Genomic DNA, 16,924 nt, shown 5'->3' with positions numbered 1-16,924 from the left:
TTCCTGGTCAGTCGACAACCCGCTCCCAACACCTGATGTCGGCATTCCATTTGTATTTATCACTATCCATTGTCACTAGCTTACTCGGATCGTGGTACCGATATTCATTTGGGTATTCATATCGCTCCGGCAATGCCGGCCAGTCAAGACCTGGATTTCCGGATACATTCAGTTCTTTATCACTTCCACGAAGCAAATCTTCCTTTATCGACCAGAATAAACTACTAAGATTGTGCGCAAAACCCTGTGCCTCTATCAGAGCACAGCGTGCCGTTGTTAGGTCGCCCTTTTCAATGGCTTCGCGATGTATACGAACCAGCTCAGACAGCGTCAAAATATCAGATGCAAACGTCAAATCAATATCCCGCTTGTAATTCAAACTCCAGTCTTCGTGGATCGTACGCTCCGCCACGCCACGGGACCTTGCGAGATTCCACATGGAATCCTTGATTTTATTGAAAATGCCAATCATTTTATCTTTCTACCTCGGGCTGCATCTGTTTTCGCGGAATTTATAGATCCATCTAGATTTAAAACCCATTTAAAATTTCCGCTCCTGTCAAAAATTTCGAGATGATCCTTGTGTGCTCCATCCAAGTATAGTTGATCCCCCTTTCTCACGTGCGATCCGACATCTTCCGTTGCCTTGTAGACGCTTTGCCCTTGATATTGCTGAGATGTCTTTCTAATCGATTTATTTAGCTCTGAACCAAATCCGTCACTAGACAGATACTGTTTCATATTGCCCACTGCACCCGCGTTCGGCGAGTACCTCCCTATCGTCGCGCCGAAGCCGGATGCCGCACCGACCCCGACATCGGCTATCAGATTCGCTACTTCTTGCTCGCGCAGCGCATTGCCACCGGCTAGCTTGGCGGCGTTGCCTAGGGCAACACTGCGCATCTGATTCAGGCTGGTGTCGCCCAGACGCAGGTCGGCATACTCCATGCGCTCTGCATTCGTCCAGTTCGACGCTCCCTTGGCCTGCAGTTCAGCAATCCGCTGTCCTTGCTCTTGTTGCTCCGTGCGTAGCGCTTGCGCGACGGCCAGACATTCTGATTGACTAGAGCAATTCTCAACGCTCGCGCGATTTTTCTCCCACTCAGCCGCATACTCGGCCTGCACCTGTCTTCTGCACAAATCGTGCTTGCAAGCAGCAAGTGCCTCAGCGCGATCGCGTTTCTGGATGTGACTAAGATAGTTATTCTCCGTCGCCACCTTCCCAATGTTCGCGCCCGCTGCAACATCAGCAACAGCCCCATCTGCCGCGCCCCCCGCCGCACCTCCCACTATCAATCCAGCGAGTTGCGCCAGCGCCTTGCGGTCATCCGGAGACAGATCCTTCTGCTCTAGCAGCGCCTTACCAAAAGCCTCCATCGCCAACGACGCTGCGGCCCCACCCGCAGCGCCTGCCGCAAAGCTTCCGCCCAACGCCCGCGACATCAGACCACCCACCAGCGCATGCACTGCTGCCTTGGTCTCGGGCGAGGAACCCACCAGCACGTCGCCAACCTTTTGATAGATCAACGGCGCAGCCTGCTGCGCCACCTGATTCTTCAGCTGGTTCAACTCCTGCTGGTCCTTGACCTTCTGCGCATCGAAAATCTTGTCGATGCCCTGGTTGGCGTTCTCCGTATCGCGATTCAGGGATGCAACCGTGTCTTCCGCCGTCTTGCCGGTCCTGGCCTGCTGGGCCGCACCGTCGGCAATAGTGACCGTGCCTGCCGCAACCGCGCTCTTGGTCACGCCTGCGGCACTGCCTGCAATCGGCTTTTGCGCGTTGCCCGCCGCCGTGGCGGCCAGACTGTTGGCCGCACTCTGCAGCACATTGGCATTGCCCCAGTCCACGTGCGCCGGCTGCACCGGCCCGAGGTTCGGATCGCTAGCCTTCACGCTGCTGCCACCGCTGTAACTGCCCGCGATGGTCGAGGTGCTGCTGCTGTACTCCGCCTTGTTCTGGATGTCGCTCTGGGTCAGCGTGCCGGTGGTCAGGCTGTTCCTGGCTGGCGCTGCCGTGCTGGCCAGGATCCCGCCTTTCAGGTCGGTGTTGCCCTTGACGTTGACATCGAAGCCGCCTTTGCCGGCGTAGATGCCGCTCTGCTCCCTGACCGAGCTGTAGGTGCTGTCGGTGTTGCCCTGCGTGAGGCTTGCGCTGGCGTGTGCCGTGGTGCCGTAGCAGAACGGCGGCACGCAGAGGCTGGCCTGGGCACCTGAGGACGATTCCCTGGCGTGATAGGTGTCCGTGTCCGGGCGGCTCTCGATATTCAGGTCGCGGCCCACCGTCGCTTCCACGGTGTCGCCGATCAGTTGCGCGCCCTTCAGGTTGGTGTCGCGCCCGCTGGTGACGGTGACCTTGTCGGTGCCGGCCACGTGCGCGTTCTGGTTGGTCACCGATTGGCCGTTGGCGTTGGCCTTGTTCTGGCTGGCGGCCAGCTCCAGCGTGAAGCCGTTTTGCTGGCCGCCGATGCCAAAGCCCACGCCGATGCTCGCATTGCTGCCGCTGCTTCGGCTGTCCATGCTGGTGTGGTCCTGGGCGCTTTCCAGGTTCACGTCGCGGGATGCGCTCAGGCTGACGGTCTTGCCTTGGATCTGCGCGCCGCGGCCGCTGATGTCGCCATCGGTGGCAAAGCCTTCGGCATCCTTCTGGCCCGAGCCGGTCGCGACGATCGTCACGGCGTTGCCGGCCCCGACCGTGGTGCCCTGGTTCGTGCTCGCCAGGCTGTGCAATTGGCTTTCGCTGGTGCCGCCGCCGATGCTGGCGGTGACCTTGAGCGCGGCGGTGGCGCTGGTGCCGCCGCTGGTCACGGCCTGGATGCCCTGGATGCCATTGGCAACCGCCAGCGCAGCTTGCACGCCGTAGAGCGTGGCCACGCGGCCGTCTTTTTTGGCTTCCACGGCCCGGGCGGCGTTCTCCACGGCCTGCACGGCGCTGACTGCGTAGCCGGAGAGCGCCAGGGTCGATCCGTACTGGCTCACCCGGTGGCGCTCGTTCTGGCTGGCCGCGTCGGTGCCCGGATCGAGGATGACGTTCTTGCCGATCAGCGTCACGTCCTTGCCGGCGGTGATATCCGCGCCGCGCGCGGTGATGTTCTCGCCGGCCGCCATCGTGACGTTGCCGCTGCGGCTGGCCACCTGGCTGCGGATGGTGTTCTGGGTGGCCCGCGTGCCGTCGGTGTGGTGCGACTCGCTGCGTACGCCTACCGTGCCCGAGTACCCGGTGCCACCCAGGTCGCCGATCTGCCGGCTGGCATTGTCCGCGCGCTGCGACAGCGTGTCCTGCCCGGACAGGATGTCGATCTTGCCCTTGGCCGCGGAGAGCATGACGTCGTTCCCGGCGGCGATGCCGCTGCCGGCGATGGTGATGTCGCCGGTGTGCGCCTTGATTGCCACGGTGTTGGCAGTGATCACGCTGGCGCTCTGCTTGCTGCTCGCGAGCTCCCCGCTGGCGTCGGCTTTCTGGCTGCCGTAGGGCAACATGCCCACGCCGCTGTGATTGGGGCCACCGCCGATGTGGCGAGCCACGTCGCCGAGGCTGGGCAGCGCGTTGCTGAGCGTCCAGCCACTGCTGCTGGCGCCGCGCGTTGCCTGATAGCTGTCCGTGGAGGCGCGCAGCGTGACATCGCGCGCGGCATCCAGGACGGCGGCATTGCCCGCGCTCATCGTGCTGCCCGACACCAGGACGTTGCCGTCCACGGCCTTGCCGTTGGCATCGGTCTCGCCGTTGCCGGTGGCGCGCACGCGGACGTTGCCCGCGCCGCTGAGCCTGCTGCCGCTGCTGATGGCGGCGACACTGGTGGACTGGGCGCTGCCTTTCTGGTTGCCGATCCGCACGTCAACCTGCGGCATCGTCAAGGCGGAGGCGCCCAGTTCCTTCAACGTCCCCGTGACGCGCGACACGGCGCTGGGGTCCTTCTGTACGGCCTGCAGGTTCTTGAGCGTATCCAGCGGTGTGCCGGCCAGGGCCACCGACAGGCCGCTGGCGCTGTTGCGCTGGCTGGCATCCTGATCGATGCGATCCACGCCTTCGGCGATCGTCACGTTCTTGGCCAGGATGTCGATGTTGCCGGCGGCGAGATCGGCATTCCCGCTCTTGCGGCCGGCCACCAGGTCGCTGCCGATGATGCCGGCATCCTTGCCCGCAGTGATGGTGACGTTGCCGTTGCTGGCGCCAACCAGGCTGCGGGCATCGCTCTGGGTGACCGAGCGGGTGTGGCTGGCGCCGCTGGCGCTGTTGCTGCCCACCGACACGCCGACGCCCCCCTTGCCTGCGAAGGCGGAGAGCCCGGACGTCTTCTCCTGGCGGGAGGCGCTTTCTTCCCGGATGTTCTCGCCGGCGGTAATCAGGACGTTGCCGCGCGTGGCCGTCAAGGCCACGCCGCTGGCGCCGGCAATGGCGCTCTGGCGCACCGTGAGGTCGTTGCCGGCCTGGACTTTGATCGCATCGCCCGCCAGCGTGCTGCCCACACCCAGGTCTTCGTGGCTGCTGGCCTGCAGGCTGCTGGAAGTGCGCCGGATGACGCTGCCGCCCCTGCGCTGCACGTCGAGGCTGCTGTCGTGCAGTTCGCGTGCTTCGACAACCGTCACGTTGCGGTCCGCCACCACCGTCAGCGCGCCGCCGCCCTGGCCGTTGGCGCCGGCTTGCACGCTGGCGCCGGTGAGGGTCACGTTGCCCTTGCCGTCGGGGCGGCCGGTCCCGCCGCCCTGGTCGGCTGCCTTGACCGCCGCCAGGGTGGCATTGCCGCCGGCTGACAGGCTTACGCCAACGGTAGACTGGTCGCGGCTGTGCTCCTCCTGCTGGCGGCTCCTTCTCTGGCGCGCCACATTGTCATGGGTGGCCTCGTTGGTGACCGCGGTGGCGCTCAGGTTGCCGCCCGCGATCAGGGTCAGGTCCGTGCCGGCCTTAACCTGGGTGCCCTTCAGTGCCGTGTCGCCGCCGCTGGTGGCCGTGAGGCTGCCGCCCGCCTTGACCGTGCTGACGGCGTGCGCGGTGCGGCTGTCCTCCCCGTGGTGCTTGTCGCTGTGGTAGAGCGACTGCCGGGTCTTGCCTTCCAGGGTGTCGAAGGTGAGGTTGCGGCCCGCGATCACCGCCGCATCGCCACCAGCCGAGAGGGTCGAGCCGGTCGCCGTCACATCGCGGCCGGCCGAGAGCAGCATGTCGCCATGCGACGTGATGCGGGCCTGCTGGCCATAGAGGCTGGTCGACGCCTTCGCGTTGCCCGCCGATGACTGCACGCCTTGCTGGTCGAACAGCGTCACGTTGCGGATGTCCCGCCCGGCCGCCAGGCCGACCTTGTCGCCGCTGATCTGGCCGGACTGGTTCAGGATGTCCCGACCCGCCGAGATGGCGGTGACGCCCTGGGTGCGCATCGCGCCGCCGCGGTTGATCACGTCGTCCGTTGCCGCGATCGAGAGCCGGCTGCCGGCATCGAGCACGCCGCTGTTCTTCATGGTGCCGCTCGCGTGCAGTTCGATGTTATCCGCCGCCAGCAGCGCACCGTTGGCCTGCAGGTCGCCGGTGCGGGTGCGGGCCAGGTAGATGCGCGGCACCAGCACGCTGCGGGTGCTGCCGTCAGGCAAGGTGACCGTCTCGGACACCAGCCAGACGATGTCGGTGGTGAGTGCATCCATCTGCGCGGCGGTCAGAGTCATGCCGGGCAGCATGTTGAACGGTTTTGCGGCGCGGACCCCGGCGGCCATCAGGGCCTTGTATTGCTCTTCGGCGCTGTCGTAGCCGGCAAGGTAGGTGCTTCCGGTGAGCCGGGTCACCTGGTCGCGCAGCAGCTTCTGCTCGTAGAAGCCATCGCCGAGTCGTTTCTGCGTCATGGCCGGATCGATGCCGAGCAGCCCCAGCATGTAGTCCGACGACAGGAAGTTGCCGTACCGGGTGAAGCGCGGGTCGGTCTCGACCAGGTAGGTGTAGCCCGGCTCGGTGCGATACGTGAAGAGCCCGTTGGATGGCAGCTTGATCGGCGTGTTGGCGAGCGACACGTTGGCCACGCGCCGTGCGGCCGCCGTGGCGCCGGTCAGCGTGGTGCTGCCGGTGCCGGCCATCGGGTCGCTCTTGCCGACATCCTCGTTCTGGACATTGCCGCCGTAGATGGTCAGCCGCTTGCCGGCGGTGATGGCGCCGCCAATGGTGCCCACCGCAACTGGCGTCAGCACCACGCCCGGCTGCACGACCTGGCCTACGTCCTGGCTGGGGTCCTTGTTCCAGGCGTAGGTGGAAACAATGCCCTGCGTGGTGCGCCGGTACAGGGTCTGGCCGATATTGGCGACCGTGGTGGTGCCGTACTGGCCAGAGGCCACCTCGCCGCCCTGGTGCTGGTCGCCGATCTGCATGCCGCCGCCGGCGGCCACTGTGCTGTACCGGTTGGTGAGGTTGCCGACGTTGGCGAGGATCATGTCGCCGCCCGAGATCAGGCTGGCGCCCGGCTGGCCGGGGTTGGCATCTCGCTCGGTGGCGGTTGTCGTGGTCGTGTCGCGCGCGATCTCGACGCGCTGCCAGCCGCGATGTCCGTCATTGCGGCTCGCGTACTCGGTGGCCGGGTCGTAGTGGACATCGCGGTTGTAGCCATCCCAGTAATTGACCAGCAAGACCCCGCCGCTTTCCGTCAGCGTGTTGTAGTCGATCTGGGTGGCGACCCCGTTGATGTCGGCAACCAGGCGTTTCCTGGCGTCATCGCGCGCGAGAATCTGGGAGCCCGTGAATGACGCATCGACTGGCGTCTTGTAAGGACCGGCCCAGACGGCCCGCGTGCAGCCCTTTTTCGGATAGGGGTTGGTCGTGGCGCACGCAATGTATTTCTCGCGCTTGCGCTCGTGCTTCGTGTCAACGGTGGTGTCGATGGCGACTGGCGGCGCCGGACGCTGGTTGATGAGGTCCTGCGCGGCGATCTCAAGCACGCCGTAGCTGCTGCCGCCTTCGATGGTGCTGCTGTCGTTGAATACCTGACCAGTGCGGTTCTTGAGCAGGCCGCGATCATCCCGCTCACCGTTGGCCGCGATATGGAGGTCGCCCAGGCTGTAAAGCGTGGCGCTCCCGGTATTGGTGACCTGCTGCCGGGCGTAGACATTCAGCGTGTCGGTGGCCGCCATGACGGCGGCCGCGCCGATGTTGTGCACTGCCCGGGCGTTGGTGGTCAACATGCCACCAATCATGGTCCCGGTGTTGTTGAGCGTGTCGCTGCTGGTGGTGAGCGTGTTGCCCTCCAGCCGGCCGGCGTTGGCAATCTCACCTGCGGCGGCCAGCTTCGTGGTGGCGGCGTTGATGGTGCCCCCGGCCTCGTTGACGATGCGGCCGGACGACAGGTCCAGGATATTGACGGCCTCGAACCTGCCCTGGTTGGTGAAGACGCCGGTCGTGCCGAAGGAGAGGTCGCGCTCCGCCTTGAGGCGGCTGCCGGCGGCATTGACATAGTCGCCCTGCGTGGCCACCGCCAGATCCTGCCCGGCGTGCAGGGTACCGGCGCCGGTGAGGCTGGCGGCGGTCAGCCCGATATCGCCATCGGCGACGACCTTGCCGGCGGCGTTGTGCATCTTCGCAGCCTGAATGGACGCATTGCCACCCGACGCGAGGCTGCCGCCCTCGTTACGGATGCTGCCGGTCTGGGCCGTCACGGTCAGCCCCGTTGCGCCATAGGCCTTGCCGCCGGCGTTGCTGAACGACTCGCCGATGTCGAGTTGCAGGTTCTTGCCCGAGACCAGCTGCGCGCCCACGGTGTTGTCCAGTTGCCGCACCTGGAGCTGAACGTCGCCGTTGCCGCCAAGGGTGGCGCCGTGGATGTTGTCGATGGCAGAGGCGGTGATACGCGTGCTGCCCGTTCCAGTATTGGCGATCTGGCCGTTGTCGTTGGTGACGGTGCCGCCTGCGGTCAGGGAGAGCGTGTCGCCCGCCTGCAAGTTGCCGCCGGTATTGTCCACGTCACCGTTGAGGTTGGCCGTCAAGGCGCCATTGGCCAGCACCGTGCCCTGCCGGTTCGACAGCGAGGCACCCGCAAATTGGATCGACTGCCCTGAGATCGTGCCGCCGTCATTGCGCCAGGCGACCTGGCTGCCGTCGACATGCAGGCGCTGGCCGGCGTGAATCTGGCCACGCGTGTTGTCTGCCGATCCGCGCAGGTGCAGTGTGAGATCGGTCCCGGCGATGAGTTGGCCGCCGCCGGTGTTGGCCAACTGGCCCGCCGTGAGTATCAGCGCGCCGTTACCGCCGATGATGCCCGCGCCGGTGGCGCCGCCGCGGTTGCTGTTCTCCAGCCGGGCCGCCTGCACGGAGGTCTGCCCCGTGCCGGCATTGGTGATGCGCCCGTCCGCGTTGGCCAAGGTGCCGCCGGCCAAAACGCCAAGGTCGCCCGCGTCGGTCAGGATGGCGCCACTCGTGTTGTCGGCGTCGGCTTGGATCGCGATACCGGCCCCGTTCCGCGCGTACAGCGTGCCCGCGCGATTCGACAGCGTCTGCGCCGACGCATCGATCCGGTTTGCCGTCAGCCGGGCACCGTCGGTGCGCAGCGTGGCGGCGGCATTGGCGGTGAGCGCCTGCCCCGCCGCCAGCGTGGCGCCGGACAGATCGAGATCCCCCGACTGCGCCGCGAGAACGACGTCGCCGTTGGCGCGCGCCTGGCTGCCGGCCAGGCTCAGGGCGCCGCCGCTCACGTCCAGGCGAGTTCCAGCGAGGTTCTGCCCGGTGGAAGCCACGGACTGCGTGCCACGCACGGTCAGGCTGCCCGGCCGGGTCGTATTGCCGTTGGCATCAATGCCGGCGGCCAGCGTTCCGCTGGACTGTACCGAGCGGCCGGCCACCGTCAGGTCCTGGGCGGCGATCAGGGCGCCAGCGTTGCTGATGGTCCCCTCGCTGGTGGCGGACAGGCTGCCGCCAGCCGCGGTGGTGCCAGTGTTCCCGATGCCTTGCGCCCCGTGCATGGCGAACGCGCCAGTGGCGGAGGTGGTTCCCGATAGCGCGACATGTCCCGCGCTATCGAGCGTGAAGTCGCCTGCCTGCGCGGCCAGCGTGCCGGCGCTGCGCACTCCGACGCCCGCCTCCGTGCCGATCAGGCGGATGCGGTTCGCGTACATCCCGCCAAGGTTCGACACGTCGATGCCAACGGTGGGGCGATTGGCATCGCCGGGGATCACGTGGACGCCGAGCGTGGCGTAGTCGACCTGGTTGGTGCCGGTGATGACGTTGACGGCGTTGGCCCACAGCTTGCCGTTGATGGCCACCGAGCGGGCGATCAGGTCGACCTGATCGAGACTGGTGCCGTTGAAGCCCTGGCCCTCGACCTGGATACCGCCGTGGATCACGCGGAATGCCGCCAGGCTGCCGTCGCCGCCGAACACCAGCGCGCCGGTTGTCAGCATGGCGCGGTTGGCATTGATAAAGCCGCCACCGTTGACCGAAATGCCCGAACCGTTGGAAATGATGACGTCCGCGCGCTGCCCGGCAACCTCGATGTATCCATTCAACCGGCTTGGCGCCGCGCCCGTGACCTCGTTCAGGATGATGCGCGCAGGGCCGCTTGCGCCCAGGTTCGCGTTGCCGGGCACATAGCCACCAAGCTGCGTCTGCGTGATAGCCGTGGCGTTGTTCAGGATGGCGCCACGCCCGTCGACCGAGAACTGCTGGTACTGGTTATGCGACACGCCAGCCCCGGAGGGCGTGTTGATGTTGACCATCGGCGTGCCGTTGGGCGCCGCAGCCACGCCAGGGCCGCGCCCGGTGGCGCCGTCCGGCACGATCTGCGCGCCGCCTGCCTGCACCATGCCCAGCGCCAGCAGTACCGTGCAGGCGATCGACCGCAGGGTTGCCACCACCCCCGGTGCGCGGCCGATCAGCGTACCCGGGCATGCGCCCGCCGCCGCTTTGTGCGCGACAGTGAAGCATGCGGCGACAACCATCCGCATGCCGCGAGTCATGTTGAAAACCAGGCGATAGCGATTGTTGTTCATTGCGTCCAGGCGTCAAGGCGTCACAAACAGGTCACAAACAGGTCACAAACAGGGAGGTGCGGCAGCCAGCCGTATTGCGCTTTCGGATTCAGCGCACTAGTTGTCAGGGCACTAGTTGGCGGCCACGATGCCAGTCGTTTCGGCCGTTACGGTGGCCACGCCCACCAGCGGCGCGCCGGAGAGCTTGACGATGCCGGCGCCCGGAGCCAGCCAGGCGGTCCCTTCCAGCACGGGCAGCGGGAACAGGCTGCCGGGATACTTGCGGTCGTAATGCAGCGCCAGCTTGCAAGCGCCCTTGTACGTCAAGCCCTTGGCCGTCACGTCTTCGCGGCCGATGTATTGCACGGCAACGTTGACGATCCGGCCGATAGGCTTGAGGGCGGGTTGCGGCTTGGTCGCCAGGTCCCCGGCGTTTGCTTCCGACATGGTGAAGCTGCGCGTCTCGTTTGGCTTCATGCCAACCAGGTTTGGTGTGCCTGTCTGTCCCGACACGTTGTCCTTGAAGGTGAAACGACGATACTTGGTGTACTTGTTGTACGCGCCCTGATCGAGGTCACCGTAATCGGTTACGCCGATTGGAAAGATCGCGGAGGCCGGATCGATATAGAGCCGAGCGTTTGTACCGTGGCCATTGAAGAGGCCATTGACCAGCTTGACCTCGAGCGTGTCGTAGCTGCCGCCGTCGAAGACCGTGGTGCCAATGGCTGTGGCATCAAAGGTTGCCACCTCGCTCACGGGTCCGAAGTTCAGCGTCGCGGTGAGCTTCTGTCCGGCGGCGGGCGCCGCCAGGCAGGCCGCATCGAGCGGGGCTGCGCTCACCGGCACGGGTGTTGCTGCGCTATCGGTGACGGCCGGCGCTTCATTGGTCTTTGTCCCGCTACTGCCATCCGATCCACCACCGCAGGCGGCGAGCATGAAGGTCGTCACGGCCATCGCGGCCATCGCGGGTTTAATCTGCTTTTGCATCCTTGTTCTCCTAGTATTGGAAAGACACCGAAAACCCGCCTGCCGGCGAGCGTGTGGGGAAATTGGCGGGCTTGACGAGACCCCAGGCGAGGAAGGCGTCGTAGTACAGACCTTTCGCAGGGCTGCCGCGCAGGCCTGCCGCGACGCCGGCCAGGGTGCGGCCAGCCAGATAGCTGGCGCTTCGGCCGCCAACGGTGCCGGCATCAAGGCCCACGTAGACGCTCTGCGCGGTGGCGCCGAGCGGGATCTCCAGATCGTTGCGCCAGTACGCGCCACGCTCGGCAGCGAGTGTCACGTCCCCGTCGAAGCCGCGCACGGTCCAACGGCTGCCCATCGAGATGAACTCGCTCGCCAGCAAGGCCTGGCCGGTGTACTGCCCGTGCACCGTGGCGATGTAGCGCATCGGCATCCGGCTGCCACCTGCCCCGCCGGGCACCGAGAATGGGACCACCAGCGTGGCATCGAGCGCGGCGAGTCGATAGAGGAACTTGTCGCGCTGGCTGGGTGGATTGGGCGCGATCGTGCGAATCTCGGTTTGCCCATTGAGCCAGGGCACGCCAGCGCGATACGCAAGCGCGAAGTCGAACTGCGACTCGCCCAGGTAGTGGCGATGCAGCCAGCCGACTTCCGCAAAGGTCGTGCTGCGCTGCTGGTTGCGGATCTGCGTATCCTCGATGTACGCGTGACTCCAGCGGTGTCCAAGACGGAACTGCAGCGTGTTCTTCTGGAACTGGTCGCGTTGAAACAGGTACTGGGCCTTGAACTCCGCTGCCTTGGAGTCCCCGCTTGACGCGAAGACCTGGTTCACTCCGGCAATGCGCTGGTGATAGTTGTATGTACTGGCCGCAGCGCCGAGCGTCCAGTTTCCCCACGGCGCAGCGTAGTAAGCGTTGGCACCCCGGGTTCCCCGATCGCTCTGCGTGATATTGGCGTCGTGGCTGACGCCAATGTTGAACAGGTCATTCAGCCCGAGCGGGTTGTCGAAGCCCAGCGATACGTTGGCCTGCAGTTGCCCCGTGCCGGCGCTGCCGCTGTCGTCCAGGCTGAGGACGAGCCTCCAGGGCTTGGTCCGCTTGACTGAGATCACCACATCGGACTCACCGGGCATTTCCCCCGGCACGATCTGCATGTCGACGTCCTGGCTCGGCACGCGTTTCATCTGCTCCAGGCCCTGCTCAAGCTCGCGAATGTTCAGGAGATCACCAGGCCGGGCCGGAAACGCGGACCGCCACGAACCGCGCAGGGCCTCATCGGCAAAGCGGATCTGCCGGATGACACCGGGAATCAGCGACAGACGAAGCGTGCCGCCGGACAGATCCTGCTGCGGCACGGCGACGCGTGTCGTCGTGTAGCCGCGCGACAGGATCTGCGCACCCAGGCGGCGCACGATGATATTGATGCCCTCGCGGCCAACGCATTGATTTGCGTACTGATCCAGGTACGCCTGGGCGAATCGAAATGTGTCCAGCGGGAGCGCGCTGGCGCCATGCCGTCGAACCACTTCGGGGAGTTCTGGCGGCACGTCCAGCAGGACCCTGTCGACGGTGAAGCAAGGGGCTTCCACCGGCAGCGAGGTGGACAGGGAAACGCTCGACGCCTGCCCGCCGTCCAGGGAAACACTCGGCGCCTGCATCTGCCGGGCGCGCTGCTCAGCCTGTTCGATATTGCGCTCGCGCTGCAGTTGCTGATTCTGTTCCTGCCGCGTGCGGCGCAATGCCTCGTCAACATCCCGCAAACCCTGCGCCAACGCGCCACCCGCCATCAACAAGCTAACGGAAGCGGGAACAGCGCGGCGCAGAAACAGAGCAAGGCATAGACCCATGCAATCGGCTCGATTGTTGTCTTGGTTGGACGGAAATTCCGGCGAAGCCGGAATGCGCTCACCCCGCGCGGGGCATTAACGCGGAAGTCGCGGATATTCACGTTCCGTTGTGAGCGCGCCAATGCGAAAAGACGTTGCAACGGAGGGCGGCTTTCGAGCAGCGATATCGGATCTGGCCGTTTGCGATTTCGCCGTGGCGCGTTACGCTGCCTGCAACGGATATCAAGCTGCGCAGCGTAGCAACGGAGGGCGGCGATTGAAATCGGACAAGTACGAATTTCGGCTAGAACCGGCTATAAAAATTGTTACCGTCGAGTTGGTCTTGTGCGCAAATTCGCCCCCCATTTGCGCGTAATTCCTCATCGGAATCAATGAGACAAATCTCAATCTGCGATGGATATTTCTTGAATGGTGTAGTGGATGTGACTTTTTGTTGCGGCTGGGTTAGGCTGCATTGCGCGACGCTATACTTCGCTCGTCGCTGCAACCACAGCGGCCGGGTTTAGCAGCCCGGATGACAGAGGCGGACAGCCGCCACCAGGCGGCGTTTTTGCGTCCGTCGTGCCTCTGCACGTCCTTATGGGCGGGCCTAGGCGGGGGAGCCTTCGGGCTCGCCGGTTCTCTGTCCCGGTCTGCTAACCCCGCCTTGCGCCCGCCCACCCCGATTAGCAGCGGGGAGCGGTGTCAAAGTACGCCGACAGAGGAGGCACCTCCATGCCCCAGTCTTCATTCGCCCATTCCGGGCAAATCGCATCCCCCAAGCTCCCCATCATCTGCCAGCGCGTGCGCGCACCCCAATGGAGGATGCTCGATGTATAACTACCCGCGCTACAACATCACCGCGCAACGCACAGGCCGCGATACCTTCCTGACCGCGCATGCTCCATCCGAAAGCCCGCTAAGCCTTGCTGCCGAAAAAACCGCGCAGCTCAATGCGTTGTTGTCGGTTGCCGTCGAGAACGCGGCGGGCGGCACCTTCTGCAACCTTGGTGAAGAGACCCAGGCCCATCTGCTTTCGCTGGTGGCCGTGCTTGCGCACGAGACGCTGGTGTTGAGCGAACTGGCCGCCGCGATGGATGAGCCGGAGGGCGAGAGTGGCGATGGATGATGCAAGTGGGCTGCCACAGCTTGAAGGGTGCGGAAAATTCCCAAATTCACTGTGCACCGGTTGAAAAGCGCAGCAACATGCCGCTACGGGCCCGGCAACAGCTAGAATCGGCTACCGGGCCAGCCTTACCGCTGCCTTGCCGCGCCCCGCAGAATCGCTCAGATCTCCGCGACAAGGGAGCTAATCCAGACTTCGAATTTCGCATGCGTCTCATCATCAAGCGCCTTTCCTTCCTGCTAGCCCTGGCTTTCAGCGTATCCGCAAGCGCCGCGCCCGGCGTGGCCCAGGCGCCGGCGCCCGCCGCCGCGAGGCTGCCCGGCGCGGCGCCGGCGGAAGTCGTCAGTGTGGAGGGCATTACCGAGTACCGGCTGCCCAACGGCCTGCGCGTGCTGCTTGCGCCCGATGCTGCGCAGCCCGTCACCACCGTCAACATGACCTACCTGGTCGGCAGCCGCCATGAGAACTATGGCGAGACCGGCATGGCGCACTTGCTCGAGCATCTGCTGTTCAAGGGCACGCCGGCACTGCCGGGCAACACCATTGCGCAGGAGCTCACGCGCCGCGGCATGCAGTTCAACGGCACCACCGCTTTCGACCGCACCAACTACTACGAGAGCTTCACGGCCAGCGAGGAAAATCTCGACTGGGCGTTGAAGATGGAAGCGGACCGCATGGTCAACAGCTTTATCGCCCGTGAGGCGCTCGACAGCGAGATGACGGTGGTGCGCAACGAGATGGAGCGCGCCGAGAACAATCCCGGTGGCATGCTGATGCAGCAGATGCGCTCGGCCGCCTACCGCTGGCACAACTACGGCAAGGCGCCGATCGGCGCGCGCAGCGATGTGGAGCACGTCGCCATCGGCAACCTGCAGGACTTCTACCGCCGCTATTACCAGCCCGATAACGCGGTGCTGGTGGTGGCGGGCAAGTTCGACGCGGCCGCCACGCTCGCTCGCATCGGCAAATACTTCGGTGCGATCCCCCGGCCCACGCGTGCGCTGCCGGTCCAGTACACCGTGGAGCCGCCGCAGGAGGGCGCGCGCGAGGTCACGCTGCGCCGTGTCGGCGACTCGCAACTGGTCGCGGTGCAGTATCACATCACGCCGGGCGCGCATCCGGATACGGTGGCCCTGCAGCTGCTCGCCGATATCCTGACCGATGGCTCGGGCGGCCGCCTGTACAAGGCGCTGGTCGAGAGCGGCAAAGCCAGTTGGCAGTCTGGCTCGGTATCGGGCATGAAGGATCCCGGCTCGGTGCTGTTCGCCGCCGGGCTGAGCAAGACGCAGGATCTCGAAGCCGCGCGCCAGGTGCTGGTGGCGCAGGTGGAGGGCTTTGCCGCCCGGCCAGTGACGCAGGTGGAACTGGACCGCGCCCGCACGCGCCTGCTCAACAGCTACGAGCGCCTGCTGGAGAATCCTTCCGGCTACGCCATCGCCTTGTCCGAGGCCATCGCCAAGGGTGACTGGCGCCTGCTGCTGGTGGCACGCCAGCAGGCCGAGCGCGTCACGCTGGCGGACCTGCAACGGGTCGCGCAGAACTACCTGCGCGCCAGCAACCGCACGCTCGGCCGCTTCATTCCCATCGACATGCCCGGCGACACGCCGGCCGAGACGCTGGCCCGGGCCACCATGCCCGCGGCGCCGGACGTCGCCGCGCTGGTGGCGGCCTACCAGGGCAAGCCGCCCAAGGCCGCGGTGGCAGCCTTTGATCCCAGCCCGGACAATATCGAGGCGCACACGCTGCGCGGCATGCTGGCCAACGGCATGCAGTTCGCCCTGCTGCCCAAGCCCAGCCGCGGGCAGACCGTCAACGGCACGCTGATCCTGCGCATGGGCGACGTCACCAGCCTGCAAGGCCAGGACGCCGTGGGCAGCCTCACCGCCGCCATGCTGATGCGCGGCACCGTCCGCCTTGAGCGGCAGCAAATCGCCGACCGCCTGTCCGCGCTCAAGGCCGTGGTGTCGGTCCAGGGCGATGCCGAGGCGGTCACTGTGCGCTTTGAAGCGCGCCGCGAAACGCTGGCCGACACGCTCGCGCTGCTGCGCGACATCCTGCGCGAGCCCAGCCTGCCCGCCGCAGAGTTCGAGACGCTGCGCGCCAACGCCATCGCCGGCATCGAGAGCGGCCTGGGCCAGCCCGAGGCGATCGCGTCGAATGTGCTCGGCCGTTACGGCAATCCCTACCCATCGGGGGATCCGCGCTATGTCGGCACCCCGCAGGAGGACATCGCGGCGCTGCGGCAAGTGCAACTGGCCGACCTGCGCGCCTTCCACACACGCTTCTACGGCGCGAGCCACGGCCAGGCCGCGCTGGTCGGCGACTTCGACCGCCAGGCGGTGCAGGCGCAACTGGCCACGCTGTTCGGCGACTGGCAAGCCCAGGTGCCCTATGCCCGCATCGAACGCCCCTTTGTGCCGCTGGCACCGGCCCGCCTGGCCCGCCAGACACCGGACAAGGCCAATGCCATCTACCTGGCCGCGCTGCCGGTCGCGCTGACCAGCGACGCACCGGAATATCCGGCCCTGGTGATCGCCAATCGCGTGTTCGGCGGAAGCGCGCTCAAGAGCCGGCTGGCGGATCGCCTGCGCCAACACGACGGCATCAGTTACAGTGTCGGCAGTTTCGTTCAGGTGGGCGCGCTCGACACCAACGGGCGCTTCGGCATGCAAGCGCTTTATGCGCCGCAGAACCTGGGCAAGCTAAAGCGTGGCGTGGAAGAAGAACTGTCGCGGCTGGCAGCCGCCGGCATCACGCCGGAGGAGCTGGCACAAGCCAGGAGTGGGCTGCTGCAGCAAGGCACGCTGGCCCGCACCAGCGATTCCACGTTGGCCGGCACGCTTGCCAGCCAGCTATTTCTGGGACGCACGATGCGCTTTGTCACGGAATACGAGCAAGGTATCGCCACGGCGTCCGTCGAACAGGTCAACGCGGCCATCCGCAAGCACCTGGATCCGGCGCGGGTGGTGCATGTGTATGCGGGAGATTTTTCTGTCACGGCAGCGCAAGATGCCGGGGCGACGATAACAACGATAAAGGCGACGATAAAGGCGGGCAGGCAGGCAAACGATGCCGTGGCCGTCCCCTAA

Annotated in this window: 6 protein-coding genes; 2 read left to right on the top strand and 4 right to left on the bottom strand. The window is 65.6% G+C overall.

Annotation, left to right across the window (positions count from 1 at the left end; translation table 11 throughout):
* Positions 1-7: 7 nt before the first annotated feature.
* The 4 genes from AB4061_RS08770 to AB4061_RS08755 all read right to left on the bottom strand — a co-directional run bounded on the left by AB4061_RS08770 (position 8) and on the right by AB4061_RS08755 (position 12,643).
* Positions 8-472, bottom strand: coding sequence for a hypothetical protein (locus AB4061_RS08770; protein ID WP_441632782.1), 465 nt, complete (start codon positions 470-472; stop codon positions 8-10).
* Entirely contained in the window at positions 469-9,942 is a 9,474-nt protein-coding gene (locus AB4061_RS08765) for a hemagglutinin repeat-containing protein (protein ID WP_441632780.1), read from the bottom strand. Before AB4061_RS08765 ends, AB4061_RS08770 begins: the two co-directional genes overlap by 4 nt.
* 111 nt (positions 9,943-10,053) lie before the next feature.
* Entirely contained in the window at positions 10,054-10,908 is an 855-nt protein-coding gene (locus tag AB4061_RS08760) for a hypothetical protein (RefSeq protein ID WP_441632778.1), read from the bottom strand.
* Positions 10,909-10,918: 10 nt separating this feature from the next.
* The gene (locus AB4061_RS08755; RefSeq protein WP_441632776.1) at positions 10,919-12,643 is read right to left on the bottom strand and encodes a ShlB/FhaC/HecB family hemolysin secretion/activation protein; all 1,725 of its coding nucleotides are present in this window, start codon (positions 12,641-12,643) and stop codon (positions 10,919-10,921) included.
* A gap of 898 nt (positions 12,644-13,541) precedes the next feature.
* On the opposite strand from AB4061_RS08755, the gene AB4061_RS08750 reads away from it, so the two are divergent.
* The gene (locus tag AB4061_RS08750; protein WP_183034803.1) at positions 13,542-13,838 is read left to right on the top strand and encodes a hypothetical protein; all 297 of its coding nucleotides are present in this window, start codon (positions 13,542-13,544) and stop codon (positions 13,836-13,838) included.
* Positions 13,839-14,041: 203 nt separating this feature from the next.
* Positions 14,042-16,924 carry a M16 family metallopeptidase gene (locus AB4061_RS08745; protein WP_441632774.1) on the top strand — a complete coding sequence of 961 codons (2,883 nt, stop codon included), beginning with the start codon at positions 14,042-14,044 and terminating at the stop codon, positions 16,922-16,924.

Source organism: Cupriavidus sp. YAF13 (assembly GCF_052113425.1).
GTDB lineage: Bacteria > Pseudomonadota > Gammaproteobacteria > Burkholderiales > Burkholderiaceae > Cupriavidus.
This window is presented reverse-complemented; position numbering and strand designations above follow the sequence as displayed.

What these genes read in the sequence shown, in the direction of transcription:
- AB4061_RS08770 (WP_441632782.1), bottom strand. Translation starts at nt 472, where the DNA reads ATGATTGGCATTTTCAATAAAATCAAGGATTCCATGTGGAATCTCGCA.
- AB4061_RS08745 (WP_441632774.1), top strand. Translation starts at nt 14,042, where the DNA reads ATGCGTCTCATCATCAAGCGCCTTTCCTTCCTGCTAGCCCTGGCTTTC.
- AB4061_RS08765 (WP_441632780.1), bottom strand. Translation starts at nt 9,942, where the DNA reads ATGAACAACAATCGCTATCGCCTGGTTTTCAACATGACTCGCGGCATG.
- AB4061_RS08750 (WP_183034803.1), top strand. Translation starts at nt 13,542, where the DNA reads ATGTATAACTACCCGCGCTACAACATCACCGCGCAACGCACAGGCCGC.
- AB4061_RS08760 (WP_441632778.1), bottom strand. Translation starts at nt 10,908, where the DNA reads ATGCAAAAGCAGATTAAACCCGCGATGGCCGCGATGGCCGTGACGACC.